Here is a 20,367-nt window from a genome sequence, read left to right as displayed (position 1 = left end):
GCCCGGGTACGACACTGTGGCGGGGTGATCCGCCCGCCGCCCACGCATAAAGCGACCGATCAGTATGCGGGCGGGGGCTCACTTTTCACGGTGGATTCACAAGGGAGTGCGAAGCTTTACAGTTCAAGTATCTATGTCGACCCTTTCCGATTCTTCGCCGTGGAAGAATTCAGGGGTTCAAAGGGGGGGGCGGATTCGATTCCGGAGCGACTGTGATGCCGATGCGTCCCCCAGGCCAGAGCATCCCTCGGCGCGCGCACACGGCGGGCTCGCTCCTCGTGGGCCTGTGCGCCGTCGGCACGTTGGCGCTGCTCGTGACGGCTCCGACGTTGTCCGGGGAGCACGCGATCGTGGCACCGGGGTCCTCCGCGCCGTACAGGAACACCCCCGGCCCTCCCCCGCCGCACCGGGCACCCGCGCCGGAATTCCCACCGCCCCCAGGTCCCGGGCCGGGCTGATTCCGCCCCGTCCCCCTTTCCCCCGCTCACCCGTCCCCCTTTCCCCCGCCCCGAATGACGACGAGGAACGATGTCGCCCCAGGCTCAGAGTGTCGCCCTGTGGATCATGTCGCTGGCCATCAACATCACGGCGGTGTGCGCGGGGATCGTGTGGGGCTGGGAGGCCTTCGCGCAGTTCCTGCTCCCGGCGTTCGGGTCGGTGGTGGGAGCGTCGATGGTGAGCTACAGCCTGCGGCGGTGAGGGCGCCGGCCCAAGGATCGCGGGCATCCCCTGTCGAGACCGATCTGCTCGTGCCGTCGTTCCCGATGGAGTGGTTCTCGCTGCCCGCCGTCCTCAAGGGCCGGGGCGACCGGGTCTTCGTGAGGGGCGGGGTCTTCGGCGGTGCCCACCGGCTCTCCGGCGAGGCGGCACTCGCCGGCAGGCGCGCGATGCTGCTGTTCACGACCGGCCAATCCGGCGAGTCGCTCCGGCCTGGTGGCGCCTTCGGGCCGATGGACGACTTCCTGTTCCCCATCCACCGCGGGATGCTGGAGTTCGTCGGCTTCGAGGTGCTCGACCCGGTCATCAACCACGGACCGGCCCGCATGACCGACCAGGAACGGACCGCGGCCCTGGAAGCAGTCGGGCAGGCCGTCGGCCGGGCGACGCGAAAGCCGATTGCCGTCCCGCTTTCCGGCTGACTAGCGTCCGTTTCCATGCCCCCGACTCTGCGTACCCCGCGTCTGCTCCTGACCCCCTACACCCCGGACGACGAGGGCGCCTTCGTCGCCCTGTTCCAGGACACCAGGGTGTCCCGGTGGATGGGTGACGGGCCCTCCCCCGAGGCGGACGACCGGGCCCTGTTCGGGCGGATCTTCAGCAAGGTCTACGCCCGGGACCTGTTCGACGTGTGGGCGGTTCGGCGCGCCGGGCGGCTGGTCGGGCACGCGGAGATCAAACGGACCGACGCGGTGGACGGACACGAGATCGTCTACGCGCTGGCCCCCGGAGCCTGGGGCAGCGGACTCGGGACGGAACTCGCCGAGGCGCTCGTGGCGTACGGCTTCGAGACGCTCGGGCTCACCGAGGTGCACGCCACCGTCGCCGCCGGCAACGAGGCCTCGCTGCGCCTGCTCGGACGCATCGGGTTCGAGCACGTGCGCGATATCGAGGAGGACGACGGTGGTCTCACCCGCGTGCTCACCGCCTGCACCAGATCACTGCGCACCAGGTCCGGCACGCCGTAGGAACGGCCTCGGTGACAGGGGCCGCGCAGTCCGCGCCGGACTCCGCCACCAGGCCGGGGCCCTGCGCGGCCCCGGCGCGACCGCCGCGGCCCGGGCCCCTCGAGAATCCGGCGAGAAATTCTCACTCCGGCCGTGCAACCCTTCCCGCCCGCAGGGGGTCGTACTGGGCGTCAGGGCTTCTGGAGGGGGATCCGGGGGGATCGCGGAAGTTCCTGGCGGGAGGGGAAGAGCCGAGGGGGCCCGGTCGACGGACCGGGCCCCCTCGAAACCGTTCGGAAGCCGTTCCGGGGTGTCAGAAGAAGACGCCGCACCTCAGCAGGACGTTGGCGTACGGCCGTGCCTCGCCCGTGCGGACGATCAGCCGGGCCCCCGCCGACAATTGCTTGAGCCGCTCGTGCGGGACGAGGTCCAGCCCGGGGAAGTGCCCCTCCAGCAGCGACGACGCCTCCGGGTTGGCCTCCCGCAGCTCCCGCGCCGCCGTCGCCCCCTCGACCACCAGCTCGGCCAGCAGCCCGTCCAGCACCTCGGCGAACGCCGGCACACCGGCCCGGAAGGCCAGGTCCACCACCCGGGGACCCTCAGGGATGGGCATGCCCGCGTCGCACACCAGCACCCCGTCGCCGTGGCCGAGTTCGGCCAGCGCGCCGGCGAGGTGACGGTTCAGTATTCCGGCCTTCTTCATGAGCCGGCGACCTCCGCCGCCGTCGGGAAGGACGCCTGTGCGCCCTCCTTCGTCACGGTCACGGCACCCACCCGCGCCGCGTACGACGCGGCCCGCGCCAGGGGCTCGCCCGCCCCCAGCCGGTAGGCCAGCGCGGCGGTGAAGGAGTCCCCGGCACCCGTCGTGTCCACCGCGTCCACCTTCACGGACGGCACCCGCGCAACGCCCTGAGCCGACGCCACCAGCGCGCCCCGCGCGCCCAGCGTCACCACCACCGACTTCGGGCCCTTGGCGAGGAGGATGCGCGCCCAGTCCTCGGGAGTGTCCCCGACGGCGGAGTCGCCCAGGATCACCTTCGCCTCGTGCTCGTTCACGATCAGCGGGTCGCAGGCCGCCAGCACCTCCGGCGGCAGAGGGCGGGGCGGTGAGGGGTTCAGGACGAAACGGCTCTCCGGCGCCAGGTTCCGCACGACCTCCACCACCGTCTCCAGCGGGATCTCCAGCTGCGCCGACACCACCCGGGAGCTCTGGAAGAGGCACCCGGCCGCGGCGACGTCCTGCGGGGTGAGGCGGCCGTTGGCGCCGGGCGAGACGACGATGCTGTTGTCGCCGGAGGGGTCGACCGTGATCAGCGCGACCCCGGTCGGCGCGCCGCCCACCAGGACACCCACCGTGTCGACACCCGCCTCGCGTTGCGAGTCCAGCAGCAGCCGGCCGTGCGCGTCGTCGCCGACCCGGGCCAGCAGCGCCGTGCGGGCGCCGAGTCTGGCGGCCGCGACCGCCTGGTTGGCGCCCTTGCCGCCCGGGTGGACGGCCAGGTCGGAGCCGAGCACGGTCTCGCCGGCCGCGGGCCGGCGCTCCACTCCGATCACCAGGTCGGCGTTGGCCGACCCCACGACCAGGAGGTCGTAGTCGTACATGCGTTGTCTCCCCATGTGAGTGACATGGGCGGGCGGCCACCGCACGCCGTGCGCGACCACCCGCCGTTCCCCGATGTCAGCCGCTGAAGCCGGCCACGTTCTCCTTGGTGACCACCTTCACCGGCACCTTCACCGTCTCCTCGACCTTCTCGCCCTTCAGGGCCCGCAGGGCGTTGTCCACCGCGATCTTCCCGAGCTGGGACGGCTGCTGGGCCACGGACGCGTACAGCGTGCCGCCCTCGACCGCCTTCAGTCCGTCAGGCGTGCCGTCGAAGCCGACGACCGACACCGACTTGCCGGCCTTGGAACCCAGCGCCTTGATCGCGCCGAGGGCCATCTCGTCGTTGGCGGCGATGACGCCCTGGACGTCCGGGTGGGCCTGGAGCAGGTTCGACATCACGTCGAGGCCCTTGGTGCGGTCGAAGTCGGCCGGCTGCTGGGCGACGACCCGGATGCCCGGGAAGGCCTTGAGGCCGTTGGCGAAGCCCTGCGCGCGTTCCCGGGCCGCGGACGTGCCGGCCTGGCCCTGGAGGATCACGATCTTGCCCTTGCCGCCCAGCTTGTCGGCGATGGTCTTCGCGGCGAGTTCACCGCCGGCGACGTTGTCGGAGGCGACGAGAGCGTCCACCGACGCCTTGTTGACGCCCCGGTCGACCGCGATGACCGGGATCTTCGCCTGGGCGGCGGTCTGCACGGAGTTGCTCGCGGCGTCCGAGTCCACCGGGTTGACGATGATCGCGCCGAGGCCGGAACTGGTGAAGTTCTGCAGCTGGTTGGCCTGCTGGGAGGCGTCGTTCTGGGCGTCCGTGACGGTCAGGTCCACCCCCCGCTTCTTCGCCTCGGCCTCGGCGCCGGCCCGGATCTGCACGAAGAAGGGGTTGTTGAGGGTGGACAGCGACAGGCCCATCTTCGGGCTGCTCGTGGCGGCGGAACCGTTGTGCAGGAAGGACGTGGCGCCGACGATCGCGACGGTGACCACGGCCGCGAGGCCGTACGTCGCCGCCTGCCTGCCCTTGCCTCCCGAAGAAGCACCGGCCACCGGGGTCGCCCCCGCCTTGCGCCGCAGCGTGTCGAACAGCACCGCGAGCGCGATGACGACACCGATGACGACCTGCTGCCAGAACGCCGAGACGTTCAGCAGGTTCAGCCCGTTGCGCAGAACCGCCAGGATCAGCGCGCCGATGAGCGTGCCGGACGCCTTGCCGGTACCGCCCGCGAGGGAGGCACCGCCGATGACGACGGCGGCGATCGCGTCCAGCTCGTAGCCGTCGGCGGCCTGGGGCTGCGCGGAGGAGAGCCGGGCGGCGAGCACGACACCGGCGACGGCGGCGAAGACGCCCGAAAAGGCGTAGATGGCGAGCTTCTGCTTCTTCACGCGCAGGCCGGACAGCCGCGCGGCCTCCTCGTTGCCGCCGATCGCGTACATGGAGCGGCCGATGTAGGTCCGGCCGAGCACGAGGGCGGCGATCAAACCCATCACGATCATCACCAGGACCGGCACCGGCAGCCAGCCGCCGAGCGTGTCACCGAGGTGGGAGACGGAGTCGGGGAAGGCGATCGGGGAGCCTTCGGAGATCACCAGGGACAGGCCGCGGGCCACGGACAGCATGGCCAGCGTGGCGATGAACGGCGGGAGCTTGCCGTAGGAGATCAGGATGCCGTTGACCAGGCCGCAGACGATGCCCGTCGCTATGGCCAGGAGGACGGCGAGGACGACCGGGACGCCAGCCGAGGTGGCGCTCCAGGCGAGGACCGTGGCGGACAGCGCGGCGACCGAGCCGACCGACAGGTCGATGCCCGCCGAGACGATCACGAAGGTGACGCCGAAGGCGAGGATGGCGGTCACGGCCGCCTGCACGCCGACGTTGAGGAGGTTGTCCGTCGTCAGGAAGTCGCCGGACAGCGCCGACATCGCGATGACGAGGACGATGAGCGCGGTGAGCGCGCCGTTGTCGAGCAGGAGGCGGCGCAGGCCTCCCGAGGCGCCACCCGCGCCCGTCGTGCTCTTGAGCGTGTCAGTGGCCACGGGAGGCCTCCGTTCCGGTCGTGTTCGTGGTCGTCGGGGTGCTGACGGCGAGTGCCATCACGGCGTCCTGGGTCGCCTCGGCGGCGGAGAGTTCACCGGCGATCCGGCCCTGGGCCATCACCAGCACCCGGTCGCTCATGCCGAGCACCTCGGGAAGGTCGCTGGAGATCATCAGGACGGCCGCGCCGGCGGCGGTGAGTTCGTTGACGAGCTGGTAGATCTCGACCTTGGCACCGACGTCGATGCCGCGCGTCGGCTCGTCGAGGATCAGCACCTTGGTGTCGGCGAGCAGCCACTTGCCGATGACGACCTTCTGCTGGTTGCCGCCGGAGAGGGTGCGCACGTGCTGGCCGAGGCCCGCCATGCGCACGCCGAGCCGCTGGGCGATGCGTTCGGCCGCCTCGCGCTGGCCCTTGAGGTCGACCAGGCCCGCGCGCGTGGCCGACCGCAGGGTCACCAGGCCGAGGTTCTCCTCGACCGAGGCGTCCAGCACCAGGCCCTGGCCCTTGCGGTCCTCGGGGACGAGTCCGATGCCCGCGGTCATCGCCGCGTTGACGTCGTACTGGGCGACCGGGGCACCGGAGACCTTCACGGTGCCCTTGTCGTAGGCGTCGGCACCGAAGACCGCCCGGACGACCTCGGTGCGCCCGGCGCCGACCAGTCCGGCGATGCCGACGACCTCACCGGCGTGCACCTCGAAGCCGACGTCGTGGAAGACGCCGTCCCGGGTGAGTCCCTCGACGGACAGCAGGGGGGCGCCGCGGTCGGGCCGCTCGCGCGGGTATTGCTGCTCTATGGAGCGACCGACCATGAGCCGTACGAGCTCGTCCTCGGGGGTGGAGGCGGGGACCTGGCCCACGCTCTTCCCGTCCCGGATGACCGTCACCCGGTCGCCGAGCGCGGCGATCTCCTCCAGGTGGTGGGTGATGAAGACGATCCCGACGCCGTCCTCGCGCAGCGTGCGCACGATGGCGAAGAGCTTGTCGACCTCCTCGGAGGTGAGCACGGCGGTCGGCTCGTCCATGATCAGCACACGCGCGTCCAGGCTGAGCGCCTTGGCGATCTCGACCATCTGCAGACGGGCGATGCCCAGTTCACGGACCCGCGCGCGGGGCGACACGGTCAGGCCGACCCGCTTCAGCAGGACCTCGGCGTCGGCCTCCATCCGCCTCCGGTCGATCATCCCGAACCGGCGCGGCTGGCGCCCGAGGAAGATGTTCTCGGCGACCGTGAGATCGGGTACCAGGTTGAACTCCTGGTAGATGGTGGCGATCCCGAGCCGCTCGGAGTCCTGCGCACCCTGGATGCGGGCCTCCTCACCGCCGACCAGGATCCGCCCGGCGTCGGGGGTGTAGGCGCCGGAGAGCATCTTGATGAGGGTGCTCTTGCCCGCACCGTTCTCACCGAGCAGCACGTGCACCTCGCCCCGGCGCAGATCGAAGTCGACGCCGTCCAGCGCGACCACGCCCGGGAAGGTCTTGCGTATGCCCTCGATGCGCAGCAACTCGTCCGCGTTGCTCACGTCGTGCTCCTTTGCACTGGGGTGGGGTTCTCGCCGCACGAGCGGCGTACGACGAGACGGGCGGGGAGGGTGACGGACTCGCCGGGCCGCCCCTCGATACGGTCGACCAGGGCCCGCACGGCGGCTCGGCCCAGCTCGCCCGTGGGCTGGGCGATCGCGGTGATCGGCGGATCGGTGTGCACGAACCACCGGATGTCGTCGAACGCGGCCAGCGCGAGGTCGTCCGGCACGCGCAGGCCACGCGCCCGTACGGCGTCGAGCGCGCCGAGCGCCATCAGGTTGTCGGCGGCGAAGACGACCTCGGGCGGCTCGGCCAGGTCGAGGAAGCCCTCGGTGACCAGGCGGCCGCTCTCGGCCTGGAAGTCGCCCTGCCCTATGTAGGCGTCCGGCAGTTGGAGCCCGTACGCGCCGAGCGCCTCCCGGAAGACCTCGATGCGCTCGCGGCCGGTCGTGGTCGCCGCCGGGCCCGCGATGATGGCGAGCCGCCGGTGCCCCAGCCCGTGCAGATGCGCCACGAGGTCCCGTACGGCGCTCCGCCCGTCCGCCCGCACCACCGGCACGTCCACGCCCGGGATCCACCGGTCCACGAACACCATGGGCGTCCCGGCCCGCACGGCGTCCAGCATCAGCGGCGAGCCGCCGTCCGTGGGAGATACGAGCAGCCCGTCGATGCGCCGGTCCAGAAGGTTCCGTACGTGGTGGTCCTGGAGGTCCGGCCGTTCGTCGGCGTTGCCGATGATGACGCTGTAGCCGAGCGCGCGGGCCTCCTCCTCGACGGAGCGGGCCAGCTCGGTGAAGTACGGGTTCAGTACGTCGCTGATGACCAGGCCGAGGGTGTGGGTCTGGTCGGTGCGCAGGGAGCGGGCGACGGCGTTCGGGCGGTAGCCCAGGGTCTCGACGGCGGCCAGCACGCGGGTGCGTGCGTCGGCGCTGACCGACGGATGGTCGTTCAGGACGCGCGAGACCGTGGCGACGGAGACGCCGGCCTCGGCAGCGACGTCCTTGATGCTGGCCACCGCCGCTCCACCTCCTTGTGGATCAGTCGTGGGGAGCACCGGGAGAGCGCTCGTGGAATCGATTACAACGACGGGAGCATGGAATCGATTACACGGCGCCGAATCAAGCCCTCGGCGGTACCTCTTGACCGGATCGTGATGTCGCGGGGCGTGGCCCGGCGATCCAGGCTGGAGGTGCGGGGGTTTCGCGTGGAGGGCTGTCCAGGCCCTGGCGGGCCGGAGCGGAGGAGCCATGACGGCGGCGACCCGGAACGACGTACCCGTCGCCCTGGAGGGCGACGGAGTGGAACTGCGTATCAAGCCCATCGGCGGCGGCCTGTCGGTGGGTTACATCACCCTGCCCCGGGGCACGGACATGGGCCCCGCCCTCAAGGGCCTGCCCGACGACGCGTGCCAGTGCCCGCACTGGGGCTATCTGCTCAAGGGCCGGATCAGGATGCGCACGGCCGCGGGCGACGAGGAGTACGAGGCGGGGCAGGCCTACTACTGGGGTCCCGGCCACGTCCCGGTCGCCCTGGAGGACAGCGAGTTGGTGGAGTTCTCGCCGAGTGAGGACTTCCAGCAGGTGATCGACCACGTGACGGCGCAGGCCGGGTGAATCGGGGAAGTCGCCGGGCCGGTGCCGATGAGTTTCGCCGGCCCGGACGGTCTTCCTCCCGTCGACCACAGGAGGAGCGCCGTGTCCCAGCTGCTGCGCGTGCAGAATTTCAACGTCTCGAGTGACGGATTCGGTGCCGGTGAGGGCCAGAGCCTTGAGCGGCCGTTCGGCCATGCCGATCCCGGCACGATGTTCGCGTGGGCCGGGGCCACGGCGAGCTGGCCGAACCGCACCGACCCCGGGGGCACTCGCGGCCTCGACGACTATCTGACGCGCGACTTCCACCACAACATCGGCGCCGAGATCATGGGCCGCAACAAATTCGGTCCGCAGCGCGGCCCCTGGCAGGACCACGCGTGGCAGGGCTGGTGGGGCGACGAGCCCCCGTTCCATACGCCGGTGTTCGTCATGACCCACCACGAGCGCCCCTCGTTCACCCTGTCCGACACGACGTTCCACTTCGTCGGCGGGGATCCGGCCGAGGTCCTCGCCCAGGCGCGGAAGGCGGCCGGGGGCAAGGACGTCCGGCTCGGCGGAGGGGCGACGACCATCCGGCAGTTCCTGGACGCCGATCTCGTCGACACGCTGCACGTGGCGGTCTCGCCCGACGTGGTGCTCGGGTCCGGCTCACGGCTGTGGGAGTCCCCCGAGGAACTGTTCGACCGCTTCCACTGTGATGTCGTACCGAGCCCGAGCGGGGTGGTGCATCACCTGTTCTGGCGCAGGTGACGGCAGATCAGGCGTCCTTGCCCCAGTCCAGGAGGTCGGCGAGCCCGGCGGCCGTGAAGGCGGCCGCCAGCTCGTCGCGGCCCTCGGTGAAGTGGGCCCAGCTGTCGTAGTGGACGGGCACCACGCGGCGGGCGCCGAGGAGCCGCGCGGCCTCGGCGGCCATGGCGCTGTCCAGGACGACGACCCGGTTGTCGAAGAGGACGGGGAAGCGGGGGGCGCCGGCGAAGAGCACGGCCGTGTCGACGGGGGCGAAGCGGTCGGCGATCTCGCGGACGGCGTCGAGCGAGGCGTTGTCGCCGCTGACGTAGACGGTGGGCAGGCCCTCGCCGGTCAGGACGAAGCCGACGACCTGGCCGGTGAGCGGTTCGACCTGCTCGCGGGGGCCGGGCCCGTGCAGGGCGGGGACGCCGGTCACGGTGACCGTGCCACCGTCGGGGCGGTCCAGTTCGACGGACTCCCAGTCGGCAAGGCCCCGGACCTTGCCGCCGAGGCTCTCGCGCAAGCGCTCACCGCCGCCGGGCGTGGTCAGCGTCAGGGGTATTCCGGCGAGCAGAGCCCGGCCGGAGGTGTCGAGATTGTCGGCGTGCTCGTCGTGGGAGAGCAGGACCACGTCGACACGGCCGAGGTCGGCGGGGCTGCCGGCGGCGGGCGCGGTCTTGGTCAGGAGCGGCCCTTGGGGGCGGCCGTAGTCGCCGGGGGCGTCGAAGGTCGGGTCGGTCAGGAAGCCCAGGCCGCCGTACTCGAAGAAGGCGGTCGGGCCGCCGAAGACACGGACGGGGAAGTCGGTCGTCACAGGAAGGGAGGACATACGACACCTCACGGATAGACGCGGTTGAACCGTGAGACGACCGTAGCCGCTTCTCACGGGTATGAGCAAGCCGTACCATGAGAAACATGCAGGAGCCCGTGACCGAACAGCCCGCCCCGCCGCCCGCGCAGGGCGAGGAGGAACACCCCTCGCTGGCCCTCGCCAACTCGGCGATCGCGCTGCCCGGCGGGCGCACCCTCGATCTGGTGGGCAGCCCTGCGCAGGCCAACGACTGGCTGACCGAGCGCGGCCTCGCCCCGGTCGACGCCGGCATGCGGGAGATGTGCGCGGCCCAGCTGCGGTCGCTGCGCGAACAGATCAGGTCGTTGTTCGCCGCCCGCACCGACGGCGTGCCCGCCCTGCCTGCGGCGGTGTCGGCCATCAATGACGCGATGACCAGGGTCCCCACGGCCCCGCTGCTGCGGTGGGACGACACCACCGGCCCCTACCGCACCGCCCCCCACCCCACCACCGCGATCGTCGACCTCGCCCTGGCCACGCTCGCCGCCGACGCCGCCGACCTGCTCACCTCACCCGAGGCCGAGCGCCTCACCGCCTGCGGCTCCCCGCCCTGCAGCCGCTTCCTGCTCCGCCACGGCCGCCGCCACTGGTGCTCCACCCGCTGCGGCGACCGCGCCCGTGCGGCCAGGGCGTACGCGCGCCGCACCGAGCAGCGCTGACACCGTCCGGTCAGGGCCGCGGCCGATGGGCGAGCCGCCCTCCTCTGCTCTCCGCGATCCTTCTGACGTCCCGTAGCGACTCGCTGAGCCGCCGGGCCAAGTAGTGCAGCTCCGCGCTCGCCACCCGGCGTTCCGCGAGGAGCTCGGCGGCGTGCCCGAGCAGTCGGTCCGCCATGTCGATCTGCACGTCCTCGATCTCGTCCGCGAGCCGTGAGACATAGCCGGTTCCGTCGCCCACCAGGTAGCACGGTCCGCCATCGGCACCGGTCCAGGGCAACAGCCTCCCGGCCACCGCGGGGTCGCGCGCTTCGCCGGTCATGCGTTCGCCTCCGCGATCAGATAGGGACGCACCAGTCGGTTGTCCTCTCCCCGGAGCGGACGCTCTTCGGGACGGCAGCGGGCCGCCGGGCACCTGTACGGCCGCAAGGGCGATGCCGGCGATCGCCGACGCCTGCCGCGGGGAGGGAAGAGGAAGCGGAGGAACGGTTCGAGGAGTTGGACGATGAGGTTGACCACGTCTGTCTGCCTGCCTTCTCACCTGCGGTGACTGCGTTCTGTACTGAATCACTCACAGCGTGGGGTCGGCGCTCGCTACCCTGCCAGGGGGTGGAGCTTGACATCGCGCTTGTCAAGAAGGGGAGTTGGCTGATGGACGAACGTCGTACGCCTCGAACACTGCGGGAGAAGTACGGGGAAGAGCTGAGGCTCCGGCGGAACGCGGCACGCCTCACCCAGGAGGAACTCGGGGATCAGGTCGTGTGCTCGCCCACGTTGATCAGCCACTTCGAGGCGGGAAGGCGCCTTCCCAAGCCGGATGACGCGCAGCGCATCGACCGAGCGCTGGGGACGGACGGGTTCTTCGCGCGGTGGCTGGGCGATCTGGAGAACAAGTACGACCCCCGCTTCGCTGCGACCGTCGAACTGGAGCGACAGGCAACGCTGATCCAGCAGTTCGCGCTCGCATTGGTCCCCGGCCTGCTTCAGACGCCCGACTACGCCCGGGCCGTGTTCGCGGCTTACCGCCCGACCACCACAGACCAGGAACTTGACAGGCAGGTTGTCATCCGAACACAGCGTGCCCGAATCCTTGACGGACCGTCGGCTCCGGTCGTCTGGACGCTTCTCGACGAGGCCGTGCTGCGACGCGCTGTGGGAGGTTCGCAGGTCATGGCGGAACAACTGCACAAGATCGCGGACTTGGCCGGGTCGCGACGGATCCGGCTGCACGTGCTTCCGTACCGCGTCGGTGCTCATCCACTGATGGAGAGCCTGCTCACCCTGATGAGCTTTGAGGACTCCGCCCCGGTGGCATACGTCGACGCGTTCGAGACGGGACGTCTGATGGACGATCCGGCGCTGGTGAGGTCCTGCCAGACCGCTTACGCTCTGGCTCTGAGCGAGGCGTTGTCGCAGCAGGAGTCACTGGCCCTCGTCAGATCGGCAGCAGAGGATCACACGCATGATCAGCAATGAGTACACCGGGTGGTTCAAATCCAGCTACAGCGGCGGTAGTCAAGCTGAGTGCCTCGAAGTCGCCCCCGGCCACCCCCGCGTCCCGGTGCGGGACAGCAAGACCGCCCACGGCCCCGCCCTGGTCTTCTCACGAAGCGGCTGGACGGCGTTCGTCACCGCCGTCAAGGACGGGCACATCAGGGGCTGAGACGGTGGCCGACTTGGGCGGAGCCAGGCCGAAGGCAGCCCTCTCGTCCACATGTCCACCGCCCACCGGTCTGCTCAACCGGGTACCCCACGAGCCACGCGTCACAGGAGCGGTCCGTTGCGGTCCACGAGCAGGTGGATCTTCGGTCCGTTCTTGCCGCGGCCGGTCGGATTCGGTCCGGTCAGTGGCCCCTTCTCGTCGCCCTTACGCTGACCGAGTCGATGGCACACCGCGACCGGTCCGGCCCACCGCGAGCACCGGGTTCGTCGTGGATGACGCGGTGGAGCCTGGCCCACACTCCGGCCCGGCTCCACCGGGCGAAGCGCCGGCACCGCCTCTTTCCAGGCGACCGTCTCGACCGGCGCGCCCCTCGGGGGCGTCGTCCTGGACCGCACGTCACGGTCCGCGGTCATGCTGCTCGGCGGATGCACCGCTGACGGTCCTGGCCACCGGGGGGCCGCCCGCTCCCTCCGGGCTGACGCGTCACGCCGAGTCGTTCAGCAGCCTGCTCAGGTGCTCACGCCCTGGCTTGAGGAGGTCGGGCAGGGGCGCCACCTGCTCGTACCAGCGCTTCTCGTACTCCCAGCAGAGCCAGCCGTCCCAGCCGTGGCGGGAGAGGACCTCGACGCATTCGGCCAGCGGGAGGACCCCCGCGCCGAGGGGCAGGGGGGTGGTGTCGTCGGGGGAGGCGATGTCCTTGACCTGGACGTAGCCGAGGTGGGGGGAGAGTGCCGCATAGGTGTCGGAGGGCTGTTCGCCGCCGAGCCAGGTGTGCATGACGTCCCAGAGGGCGCCGACCTGACGGTGGCCGACGAGGCCCAGGATCCGCATCGCGTCGGCGGCGGTGCGGTGCGAGTCGTGGGTTTCGAGGAGGATGCGCACGCCCAGGTCATTGGCGTGTTCGGCGGCCGTGCCCAGGCGGCGGGCGGCCGTCGCGTCGGCCTCTTCGGGGGTCTGGACGTCGAGGTCGCCGCCGGGGAAGACCCGCACGTACGGGGCTCCCAGGTCGTGGGCCAGGTCGAGGAGGGCGCGGATCTCGGCCAGGACGGGCTCGTCGTCGCCCGGCGCGGCGACCCGTGCGTACCCCGCCAGACAGAGGAGCTCTACGCCCGCCCCCTTGAACTCGGCTGCGACGTCCGCCCGTTCGGCCGGACCGAGGCCGGTGTGGACCGGTTCCTCGGGGTGGGTGCGCAGCTCCACGCCGTGGTAGCCGTGCGTGGTTGCGAGCCGCAGGACGTCGGTCAGGGGCAGGCCAGGGACACCGAGAGTGGAGAACGCCAGCTTCATGTGGACGGAATCTACCCGGCACCCCCGCCTGCGACTCCCCTTCGGCCCCCGGGTGTTGCGTGAAGATCCAGTCGCCAGTCCTGGCCGGTCAGATCCTTCCCGAAGGAACGGTGGGCTTTTTCCGCGACCAGCACGAAACCGTGGCGCTGGTAGATGCGGCGGGCCGCGCTGAGGACGTCGTTGGTCCACAGGACGACCTCGCGGTAGCCGGCCTCGCGGGCGAAGTCGACGACGGTGCCGACCAGGCGGTCGCCGATGCCGAGGCCGCGCGCGTCCGGCTCGACGAGCAGCAGCCGCAGGCGGGCGGTGGCGGGCGCGTCGCCCCGCACGCACATCACGCAGCCGACCGGGCGGCCGTCCAGCTCGGCGATCCAGGTGCGCTCCAGGTGCGGGTCGCGGTGCTCGGCGTAGTCGGCCACGATCCGCGCGACCAGGCCCTCGTAGTCGGCGTTCCAGCCGTACTCGGCTGCGTACAGCGCGGCGTTGCGCTGAACGATCCAGCCGAGGTCGCCGGGGGCGGGCTCACGCAGGACGACGTCCTCGGGGCGCGGGGCTCGGCCGTCGCCCAGGATCGTCCGGACGGTCCGCATGGCCTCGGCCAGCCGCGGCCGGTCCTCTGGGCGGACCGTGTCCAGCATCGCGCCGACGGACTCCCGGGCCCGTTCGTCGAGCAGTGCGGCGGCCTGCCGGCCGGACGCGGTGAGTGTGACGCGACGGCGGCGCGGGTCCGTCTCGGAGGGGCGGCGCTCGACGAGGCCGTCTTCCTCGAACCTGTTCAGGATGCGGGTCAGGTACCCGGCATCCAGGTGCAGCCGGGCCCGCAGGTCGGCGGCATCCGTACGGGGTGCGTGCGCCAGCTCGTAGAGGACGCGGGACTCGGTGAGGGTGTAGGGGGCGTACAGCCGGCGGCCGTGGTCGAGGGCGCCGATGACGTTCGTGTAGAAGCGGTTGAAGGAGCGGATGTCCTGGACGGTCATGGTCGGCGACCTCCGATCCTTGACTCGGTCAGGGATGTCTGCGGGTCGAGCCTAGACGTCCAGGGCGCCTGGGACCAGGACGAGATGATGCGGAGAGGCGACGGCCGATGAGTTTCTCCGCGTTCGGCAGTCGGAGAGGGTGTTCGTGCGTCGCGGCCGCGAGTGGTGTGGAAGCGTGCACCGACGGAATCCGCAGAGAACCCGACACGAGATACCGAGGAACCCAGGATGCGTACCCTGATCAGCACCGCTTTCATCTCGCTCGACGGCGTCATGGAGGCCCCGGGCGGCGAGCCCGGTTACCGGAACTCCGGGTGGACCTTCAAGGACGTCGAGTTCCTTCCCGAGGCCTTCGAGATCAAGGGCCGGGAGCAGAAGGAGGCCACCGCGATGATGATGGGCCGCACCAGCTATGAGGCGTTCAGTCCGGTGTGGCCCGCCATGGAGGATTTCGCCGACTACAAGGTGATGCCGAAGTACGTCGTCTCCACCACCCTCACCGAGGACGACCTGGTGCCGAACTGGGGTGAGACGACGATCCTGCGCTCGCTCGACGACGTCGCCGCGCTGAAGCAGACCGAGGGCGGCCCGATCATCGTCCACGGCAGCGCCTCTCTGAACCAGGCCCTTTCCGACGCCGGCCTGATCGACCGCTACCACCTGCTCGTCTTTCCGCTCCTGCTCGGGGCGGGCAAGCGGCTCTTCAGCGCCACGGACAAGGACACCCAGAAGCTGCGGCTCGTCGAGCACGAGGCCTATGCCAACGGGCTGCAGAAGAACGTCTTCGACGTCGTTCGCTGACGAAGGCCCCGCGCTCGTCCCCCGGTCGCGTTCGCTGAGGCCCCGCACTCGTCCGCCCGTGGCGTTCCCGGACGTGACACTCGTCGGAGGGCCCGCCCGGTGGACGCCGGATCACCTGAGAACGAGACGTTCGGGCCGAAGCGGGGGCGCAGGGACATGAGGTCGACAGGGCCCCCACCGCCCCCGCCTGCGGGCCCCGGCCGCTAAGAAGTGCGCGGCACCCCGGAGGATCCCCGCACCATCAACTCCCCCCGTACCGAAGCGATCCCCCCGGGCGGTGCCTCCTCACGGCCCATGGCGATCCGTCCGGCCCGGGCCCCCGCCTCCGCCAAGGGCAGCCGCACCGTCGTCAGCGACGGCACGGCGTCGATGCTGAACGGCAGATCGTCGAAGCCCGCCACCGACACGTCCTGCGGGATCCGCAGGCCCGAGTCGCGCAGGGCGGCGCACGCCCCCAGCGCGACGGAGTCGTTCGCCGCGACGACCGCCGTCAGCGACGGGTCGCGCCGCAGCAATTCCAGTGTCGCCTCGTAGCCGGACCGCCGGTCGTAGCGGCCGTGCACCGTCCAGCGGGGGTCCTCCTCGATCCCGTGCGCGGTCAGCGCGGCCCGGTGGCCTTCGAGCCGGTGCCTCGTGGTGGTCCGCTCCTCGGGGCCGGCGATGTAGCCGAGCCGCCGGTGCCCGAGCCCGATGAGGTGCTCGGTCAGCTCCTGCCCGCCGCCACGGTTGTCGAAGGTCAGCGCGATGGCCCCGGTGTCGGGCGCCGGCGGCCGTCCGCACAGCACGACCCGCGTCCCGGCCTCCCCCAGCTTCCGCACCTTGGCGTCCATGGCCGCCTGGTGCGCGGCGTCCTCGATCGCTCCGCCGGTCAGCACCACGGCCGCGGCGCGCTGCCGTTGCAGCAGCGTGAGATAGGTCAGCTCCCGCTCGGGGGAGCCGCCCGTGTTGCAGACCACCGCGAGTCTCTCCCCGCCCGCACGGCCGCCCGGCCCGCCGATCTCGGCCTGGATCGCGCTCGCCATGATCCCGAAGAAGGGGTCGGCGATGTCGTTCACCAGGATTCCGACCAGGTCGGAGGTTGCGGCGGCCAGGGCGCTCGCGGGCCCGTTGAGCACGTAGTCCAGCTCGTCCACGGCCTTCAGCACCCGCTCGCGGGTGGAGGCCGCCACGGGGTAGTTCCCGTTCAGCACGCGCGACACCGTCGCGGGCGAGACCTGCGCGCGGGCCGCCACGTCCGCCAGGGTCACCGTCATCTCGTCGTCCTCCGGTCGCGCATCTCGTCTCCGCCCTCGTACACACCCAGACCACTGGCCATGGTTCCGAACGGAGCAGCAGGTCGACCGCCTCTGCTCCGACGAACCCATGGCCATGGCTCCGAGCAGACCTTAAGCCCCCGACCCCGGGTTGTTCGCCCCCTCGAACAACTCGTCCTGGTCACGGTCTTGTCCGGACCGCCGTTCAGAGGCTAGCTTCTCCGTGAATAGAAAGCGCTTGCTGTGACGTTCACCAGTCCACGGCCTTCACCGGGCCGCCCGTGAAGGGTGGGGCGTACGCGGCGCGACGACCGCGTACGAAGGGAACGACGTGACACGCAAGACGGTGCGTATCGCCATGAACGGCGTGACCGGGCGCATGGGCTACCGCCAGCACCTGGTCCGCTCCATCCTCGCCCTGCGCGAACAGGGCGGGCTCGACCTCGGCGACGGCACCGTGCTGTGGCCCGAGCCGATCCTGGTCGGACGCCGTGAGCACGCGCTGAAGGCGCTGGCCGACCAGCACGGGCTGGAGCACTGGTCGACGGACGTGGACGCGGTCCTCGCCGACGAGACGGTGGACATCTACTTCGACGCCCAGGTCACCTCAGCCCGCGAGGAGGCGCTGAAGAAGGCCATCGCGGCCGGCAAGCACCTCTACACCGAGAAGCCGACCGCCACCGGCCTCGACGGCGCCCTGGACCTCGCCCGGCTGGCGAACGAGGCCGGCATCAAGCACGGCGTCGTCCAGGACAAGCTCTTCCTTCCGGGCCTGCTGAAGCTGAAGCGCCTCATCGACGGCGGCTTCTTCGGCCGGATCCTCTCCGTGCGCGGCGAGTTCGGCTACTGGGTCTTCGAGGGCGACTGGCAGACCGCCCAGCGTCCGTCCTGGAACTACCGGGCCGAGGACGGCGGCGGCATCGTCGTCGACATGTTCCCGCACTGGGAGTACGTGCTGCACGAGCTGTTCGGCCGGGTGAAGTCCGTCCAGGCGCTCACCGCCACGCACATCCCGCAGCGCTGGGACGAGAACGACAAGCCCTACGACGCGACGGCCGACGACGCCGCCTACGGCATCTTCGAGCTGGAGGGCGGCGCGATCGCCCAGATCAACTCCTCCTGGGCCGTGCGCGTCAACCGCGACGAGCTGGTCGAGTTCCAGGTCGACGGCACGGAGGGCTCCGCGGTCGCGGGTCTGCGCAACTGCCGTGTCCAGCACCGCAGCGCCACCCCCAAGCCGGTCTGGAACCCGGACATCCCCGCCACGGAGGTCTTCCGCGACCAGTGGCAGGAGGTCCCGGACAACACCGAGTTCGACAACGGCTTCAAGGCCCAGTGGGAGCTGTTCCTGCGGCACGTCTACGCCGACGCCCCCTACCACTGGGACCTGCTGGCCGGTGCCCGCGGTGTGCAGCTCGCCGAGCTGGGCCTGCGCTCCTCGGCCGAGGGCCGCCGCCTCGACGTACCGGAGATCGCGCTGTGACCATCCGACTCCCCGGCGGCGACGGGACGTCGCGGACCTACGAGCCGCGCACGGAGCCCCTGGCCGTGACCCCCGGCACGCCGTTCACCTCCCGCACCGTCTTCTCGGCGGCGCACGTCGTCGCCGACCCGTTCGCGGACGTCTCCCCCGACTCGCCCGCCGCGGTCGACTGGGACGCCACCCTCGCCTTCCGCCGCCACCTGTGGTCACACGGGCTGGGGGTCGCCGAGGCCATGGACACCGCCCAGCGCGGCATGGGCCTGGACTGGGCGGGCGCGGCGGAGCTGATCCGCAGGTCGGCGGCCGAGGCCAAGGCGGTCGGCGGCCGCATCGCCTGCGGCGTGGGCACCGACCAGATCGCCTCCGGTTCGGCGGCGGAGGTCCGCGCGGCCTACGAGGAGCAACTCGCCCTCGTCGAGGAGTCCGGCGCGCAGGCCATCCTGATGGCGTCCCGGGCGCTCGCGGCGGCCGCCTCCGGACCCGAGGAGTACCTGGAGGTCTACGGCCACCTGCTGCGCCAGTCGGCCGAACCGGTGATCCTGCACTGGCTGGGCCCGATGTTCGACCCGGCCCTGGAGGGCTACTGGGGTTCGTCCGACCTGGACGCGGCGACGGACACCTTCCTGGAGGTCATCGCCGCCCACCCCGACAAGGTCGACGGCATCAAGGTCTCCCTGCTGGACGCCCGGCGCGAGATCGACATCCGCCGCCGGCTCCCGAAGGGCGTGCGCTGCTACACGGGCGACGACTTCAACTACCCCGAGCTGATCGCGGGCGACGAGCAGGGCTTCAGCCACGCGCTGCTCGGCATCTTCGACCCGCTGGGACCGCTGGCGGCTCAGGCGGTCCGGGTCCTGGACACGGGCGACGTGCGGGGCTTCCGCGAGCTGCTGGACCCCACCGTCGGGCTCTCCCGGCACCTGTTCCAGACTCCGACCCGCTTCTACAAGACGGGCGTGGTCTTCCTGGCCTGGCTGGCGGGCCACCAGTCGCACTTCACGATGGTCGGCGGTCTGCAGTCGGCCCGCTCGCTGCCGCACCTCGCGACGGCGTACGAGCTGGCCGACTCTCTGGGGCTGTTCCCCGACCCGAAGCTGGCGGAGGAACGGATGAAGACGCTGCTGAGCGTGTACGGGGTGGACCAGTGAGCGGGTCGCTGGAACGCTTCTCCGTCAACCAGATGACGGTGAAGCAGCTGTCGTTGCCGGAACTGGTGGACGGCTGCGCCCGGCTGGGCATCCGCAACGTGGGGCTCTGGCGCGAGCCGGTGCGGACGTACGGACTGGAGGCCACGGCCAAGCTGGTGCGCGACGCCGGCCTGACGGTGACCACGTTGTGCCGGGGCGGCTTCTTCACGGCGATCGACCCCCGGGAGCGGGCACAGGCCCTGGCCGACAACCGCCGCGCGATCGACGAGGCGGCGACGCTGGGCACGGACACCCTGGTCCTGGTCTCGGGTGGTCTGCCCGCGGGCTCCAAGGACCTGCACGGAGCCCGTGAGCGCATCGCGGACGCCCTGTCGGAGCTGGGCCCCTACGCCGAGCGGCACGGCGTGCGCCTGGCCATCGAGCCGCTGCACCCCATGTACGCCTCGGACCGCTGCGTGGTGTCGACCCTGGCGCAGGCCTTGGACCTCGCCGAGCGCTTCCCGGCCAACCAGGTCGGCGTCACCGTCGACACGTACCACATCTGGTGGGACGACACCGCCCCCGCGCAGATCGCCCGGGCGGGCGCGGGCGGGCGCATCCACACCTTCCAGCTCGCCGACTGGACGACCCCCCTCCCGGAGGGCGTCCTCACCGGCCGCGGCCAGATCGGCGACGGGTCGATCGACATGCGGGAGTGGCAGGGCCACGTGGAGGCGGCCGGCTACACCGGCGCCATCGAGGTGGAGCTGTTCAACGACGGCCTCTGGGCGCGGGACGGCCAGGAGGTCCTGGCCGAGACGGCTGCGAGGTTCGCCGAGCACACCGGGTGACCTCGTCCCGGACCACGCTCGCCGCCCTGCTCCCCGTACCCGGGGGCGGGGCGGCGGCGCGTCGGGGCCGCCCGTGCCCGCCCCGGATGCACCCGCCTGCCGGGACTGGCACGCTTTTCTCACGGACTCGGCCGGTCGCGGTGCTCTCTCTTCCCCTCGCTTCGCGACGCGGAGAGCAGCCATGGCCGACTTCCTCGTGAACACGGCCGAGTCCGGCGACCGCTCCGCCTGCCGACGGTGCCCTGTTCGAGTCCCCGGCCCGGTCCGGGCTGCGCGGCGCGGC

22 protein-coding genes and 1 pseudogene are annotated in these 20,367 nt (G+C 71.3%); 12 read left to right on the top strand and 11 right to left on the bottom strand.

The window, feature by feature from the left end:
- The first annotated feature begins 528 nt into the window (after nt 1–528).
- From ACIQHQ_RS01415 to ACIQHQ_RS01405, 3 genes are read left to right on the top strand one after another with little or no spacing between them, the layout of a single operon-like run.
- On the top strand, nt 529–699 hold the full coding sequence (locus ACIQHQ_RS01415; protein WP_402608945.1) for a hypothetical protein: 171 nt from the start codon (nt 529–531) through the stop codon (nt 697–699).
- Nucleotides 696–1,139 carry an NAD(P)H-dependent oxidoreductase gene (locus tag ACIQHQ_RS01410; protein ID WP_402608943.1) on the top strand — a complete coding sequence of 148 codons (444 nt, stop codon included), beginning with the start codon at nt 696–698 and terminating at the stop codon, nt 1,137–1,139. The genes ACIQHQ_RS01415 and ACIQHQ_RS01410 overlap by 4 nt, the downstream gene beginning before the upstream one ends.
- A 15-nt stretch (nt 1,140–1,154) precedes the next feature.
- Nucleotides 1,155–1,685 (top strand): GNAT family N-acetyltransferase, encoded by a 531-nt coding sequence (locus ACIQHQ_RS01405; RefSeq protein WP_402608941.1) that lies wholly within the window; start codon nt 1,155–1,157, stop codon nt 1,683–1,685.
- A gap of 292 nt (nt 1,686–1,977) precedes the next feature.
- On the opposite strand, the gene rbsD is transcribed toward ACIQHQ_RS01405, so the two are convergent.
- From rbsD to ACIQHQ_RS01380, 5 genes are all read right to left on the bottom strand, one after another.
- The gene (gene rbsD, locus ACIQHQ_RS01400; RefSeq protein ID WP_402608939.1) at nt 1,978–2,367 is read right to left on the bottom strand and encodes a D-ribose pyranase; all 390 of its coding nucleotides are present in this window, start codon (nt 2,365–2,367) and stop codon (nt 1,978–1,980) included.
- Entirely contained in the window at nt 2,364–3,266 is a 903-nt protein-coding gene (locus ACIQHQ_RS01395) for a ribokinase (protein WP_402608937.1), read from the bottom strand. The genes rbsD and ACIQHQ_RS01395 overlap by 4 nt, the downstream gene beginning before the upstream one ends.
- A 76-nt stretch (nt 3,267–3,342) precedes the next feature.
- Nucleotides 3,343–5,292, bottom strand: a complete 1,950-nt coding sequence (locus ACIQHQ_RS01390; protein WP_402608935.1) for a substrate-binding domain-containing protein — start codon at nt 5,290–5,292, stop codon at nt 3,343–3,345.
- Nucleotides 5,282–6,814 carry a sugar ABC transporter ATP-binding protein gene (locus ACIQHQ_RS01385; RefSeq protein ID WP_402608933.1) on the bottom strand — a complete coding sequence of 511 codons (1,533 nt, stop codon included), beginning with the start codon at nt 6,812–6,814 and terminating at the stop codon, nt 5,282–5,284. Before ACIQHQ_RS01385 ends, ACIQHQ_RS01390 begins: the two co-directional genes overlap by 11 nt.
- A complete protein-coding gene (locus ACIQHQ_RS01380; protein WP_402608931.1) occupies nt 6,811–7,830 on the bottom strand; it encodes a LacI family DNA-binding transcriptional regulator in 1,020 nt (339 codons plus the stop codon). The genes ACIQHQ_RS01385 and ACIQHQ_RS01380 overlap by 4 nt, the downstream gene beginning before the upstream one ends.
- Before the next feature lie 232 nt (nt 7,831–8,062).
- Here ACIQHQ_RS01380 and ACIQHQ_RS01375 point away from each other — a divergent pair, with 232 nt between their 5' ends.
- Both ACIQHQ_RS01375 and ACIQHQ_RS01370 read left to right on the top strand, forming a co-directional pair.
- Entirely contained in the window at nt 8,063–8,428 is a 366-nt protein-coding gene (locus ACIQHQ_RS01375; RefSeq protein ID WP_402608929.1) for a hypothetical protein, read from the top strand.
- An 81-nt stretch (nt 8,429–8,509) separates the two neighbouring features.
- A complete protein-coding gene (locus ACIQHQ_RS01370; protein ID WP_402608927.1) occupies nt 8,510–9,157 on the top strand; it encodes a dihydrofolate reductase family protein in 648 nt (215 codons plus the stop codon).
- Between the two features lie 7 nt (nt 9,158–9,164).
- On the opposite strand, the gene ACIQHQ_RS01365 is transcribed toward ACIQHQ_RS01370, so the two are convergent.
- Nucleotides 9,165–9,965, bottom strand: coding sequence for an MBL fold metallo-hydrolase (locus ACIQHQ_RS01365; RefSeq protein WP_402608925.1), 801 nt, complete (start codon nt 9,963–9,965; stop codon nt 9,165–9,167).
- A gap of 86 nt (nt 9,966–10,051) precedes the next feature.
- On the opposite strand from ACIQHQ_RS01365, the gene ACIQHQ_RS01360 reads away from it, so the two are divergent.
- Nucleotides 10,052–10,645, top strand: a complete 594-nt coding sequence (locus ACIQHQ_RS01360) for a CGNR zinc finger domain-containing protein (RefSeq protein WP_402608923.1) — start codon at nt 10,052–10,054, stop codon at nt 10,643–10,645.
- 10 nt (nt 10,646–10,655) lie between these two features.
- Here ACIQHQ_RS01360 and ACIQHQ_RS01355 read toward each other — a convergent pair whose 3' ends face one another.
- Entirely contained in the window at nt 10,656–10,964 is a 309-nt protein-coding gene (locus tag ACIQHQ_RS01355) for a hypothetical protein (protein ID WP_402608921.1), read from the bottom strand.
- A 329-nt stretch (nt 10,965–11,293) separates the two neighbouring features.
- Here ACIQHQ_RS01355 and ACIQHQ_RS01350 point away from each other — a divergent pair, with 329 nt between their 5' ends.
- Entirely contained in the window at nt 11,294–12,118 is an 825-nt protein-coding gene (locus ACIQHQ_RS01350) for a Scr1 family TA system antitoxin-like transcriptional regulator (protein ID WP_402610592.1), read from the top strand.
- Nucleotides 12,105–12,305: a DUF397 domain-containing protein gene (locus ACIQHQ_RS01345; RefSeq protein ID WP_402608919.1), complete on the top strand. Its 201-nt coding sequence runs from the start codon at nt 12,105–12,107 to the stop codon at nt 12,303–12,305. The genes ACIQHQ_RS01350 and ACIQHQ_RS01345 overlap by 14 nt, the downstream gene beginning before the upstream one ends.
- Nucleotides 12,306–12,418: 113 nt before the next feature.
- On the opposite strand, the pseudogene ACIQHQ_RS01340 reads toward ACIQHQ_RS01345, so the two are convergent.
- The 3 genes and pseudogenes from ACIQHQ_RS01340 to ACIQHQ_RS01330 form a co-directional block, all read right to left on the bottom strand.
- Nucleotides 12,419–12,633 (bottom strand): annotated as a pseudogene (locus ACIQHQ_RS01340) (IS5/IS1182 family transposase); the annotation flags it as partial.
- Nucleotides 12,634–12,788: 155 nt separating this feature from the next.
- Entirely contained in the window at nt 12,789–13,592 is an 804-nt protein-coding gene (locus ACIQHQ_RS01335) for a sugar phosphate isomerase/epimerase family protein (protein WP_402608917.1), read from the bottom strand.
- Between the two features lie 11 nt (nt 13,593–13,603).
- Nucleotides 13,604–14,569, bottom strand: coding sequence for a GNAT family N-acetyltransferase (locus ACIQHQ_RS01330; RefSeq protein ID WP_402608915.1), 966 nt, complete (start codon nt 14,567–14,569; stop codon nt 13,604–13,606).
- 228 nt (nt 14,570–14,797) lie between these two features.
- On the opposite strand from ACIQHQ_RS01330, the gene ACIQHQ_RS01325 reads away from it, so the two are divergent.
- Nucleotides 14,798–15,370, top strand: coding sequence for a dihydrofolate reductase family protein (locus tag ACIQHQ_RS01325; protein ID WP_402608913.1), 573 nt, complete (start codon nt 14,798–14,800; stop codon nt 15,368–15,370).
- Between the two features lie 203 nt (nt 15,371–15,573).
- On the opposite strand, the gene ACIQHQ_RS01320 is transcribed toward ACIQHQ_RS01325, so the two are convergent.
- Nucleotides 15,574–16,623 carry a LacI family DNA-binding transcriptional regulator gene (locus ACIQHQ_RS01320; protein ID WP_402608911.1) on the bottom strand — a complete coding sequence of 350 codons (1,050 nt, stop codon included), beginning with the start codon at nt 16,621–16,623 and terminating at the stop codon, nt 15,574–15,576.
- 331 nt (nt 16,624–16,954) lie between these two features.
- On the opposite strand from ACIQHQ_RS01320, the gene ACIQHQ_RS01315 reads away from it, so the two are divergent.
- The 3 genes from ACIQHQ_RS01315 to ACIQHQ_RS01305 are packed head-to-tail and all read left to right on the top strand — an operon-like array spanning nt 16,955 to nt 20,084.
- The gene (locus tag ACIQHQ_RS01315; protein WP_402608909.1) at nt 16,955–18,106 is read left to right on the top strand and encodes a Gfo/Idh/MocA family protein; all 1,152 of its coding nucleotides are present in this window, start codon (nt 16,955–16,957) and stop codon (nt 18,104–18,106) included.
- On the top strand, nt 18,103–19,254 hold the full coding sequence (locus ACIQHQ_RS01310; protein ID WP_402608907.1) for a dihydrodipicolinate synthase family protein: 1,152 nt from the start codon (nt 18,103–18,105) through the stop codon (nt 19,252–19,254). The genes ACIQHQ_RS01315 and ACIQHQ_RS01310 overlap by 4 nt, the downstream gene beginning before the upstream one ends.
- Nucleotides 19,255–19,286: 32 nt before the next feature.
- Nucleotides 19,287–20,084, top strand: coding sequence for a sugar phosphate isomerase/epimerase family protein (locus tag ACIQHQ_RS01305; protein WP_402610591.1), 798 nt, complete (start codon nt 19,287–19,289; stop codon nt 20,082–20,084).
- The last annotated feature ends 283 nt before the right edge of the window (nt 20,085–20,367 follow it).

Source organism: Streptomyces sp. NPDC092370 (genome assembly GCF_044755265.1).
Classification (GTDB): Bacteria; Actinomycetota; Actinomycetes; order Streptomycetales; family Streptomycetaceae; genus Streptomyces.
This window is presented reverse-complemented; position numbering and strand designations above follow the sequence as displayed.

Coding starts and splice junctions, on each gene's coding strand:
- ACIQHQ_RS01355 (WP_402608921.1), bottom strand. CDS start 10,964: ATGACCGGCGAAGCGCGCGACCCCGCGGTGGCCGGGAGGCTGTTGCCC.
- ACIQHQ_RS01330 (WP_402608915.1), bottom strand. CDS start 14,569: ATGACCGTCCAGGACATCCGCTCCTTCAACCGCTTCTACACGAACGTC.
- ACIQHQ_RS01415 (WP_402608945.1), top strand. CDS start 529: ATGTCGCCCCAGGCTCAGAGTGTCGCCCTGTGGATCATGTCGCTGGCC.
- ACIQHQ_RS01345 (WP_402608919.1), top strand. CDS start 12,105: ATGATCAGCAATGAGTACACCGGGTGGTTCAAATCCAGCTACAGCGGC.
- ACIQHQ_RS01320 (WP_402608911.1), bottom strand. CDS start 16,623: ATGACGGTGACCCTGGCGGACGTGGCGGCCCGCGCGCAGGTCTCGCCC.
- ACIQHQ_RS01365 (WP_402608925.1), bottom strand. CDS start 9,965: ATGTCCTCCCTTCCTGTGACGACCGACTTCCCCGTCCGTGTCTTCGGC.
- ACIQHQ_RS01325 (WP_402608913.1), top strand. CDS start 14,798: ATGCGTACCCTGATCAGCACCGCTTTCATCTCGCTCGACGGCGTCATG.
- ACIQHQ_RS01335 (WP_402608917.1), bottom strand. CDS start 13,592: ATGAAGCTGGCGTTCTCCACTCTCGGTGTCCCTGGCCTGCCCCTGACC.
- ACIQHQ_RS01305 (WP_402610591.1), top strand. CDS start 19,287: ATGACGGTGAAGCAGCTGTCGTTGCCGGAACTGGTGGACGGCTGCGCC.
- ACIQHQ_RS01350 (WP_402610592.1), top strand. CDS start 11,294: ATGGACGAACGTCGTACGCCTCGAACACTGCGGGAGAAGTACGGGGAA.
- rbsD (WP_402608939.1), bottom strand. CDS start 2,367: ATGAAGAAGGCCGGAATACTGAACCGTCACCTCGCCGGCGCGCTGGCC.
- ACIQHQ_RS01360 (WP_402608923.1), top strand. CDS start 10,052: ATGCAGGAGCCCGTGACCGAACAGCCCGCCCCGCCGCCCGCGCAGGGC.
- ACIQHQ_RS01405 (WP_402608941.1), top strand. CDS start 1,155: ATGCCCCCGACTCTGCGTACCCCGCGTCTGCTCCTGACCCCCTACACC.
- ACIQHQ_RS01395 (WP_402608937.1), bottom strand. CDS start 3,266: ATGTACGACTACGACCTCCTGGTCGTGGGGTCGGCCAACGCCGACCTG.
- ACIQHQ_RS01375 (WP_402608929.1), top strand. CDS start 8,063: ATGACGGCGGCGACCCGGAACGACGTACCCGTCGCCCTGGAGGGCGAC.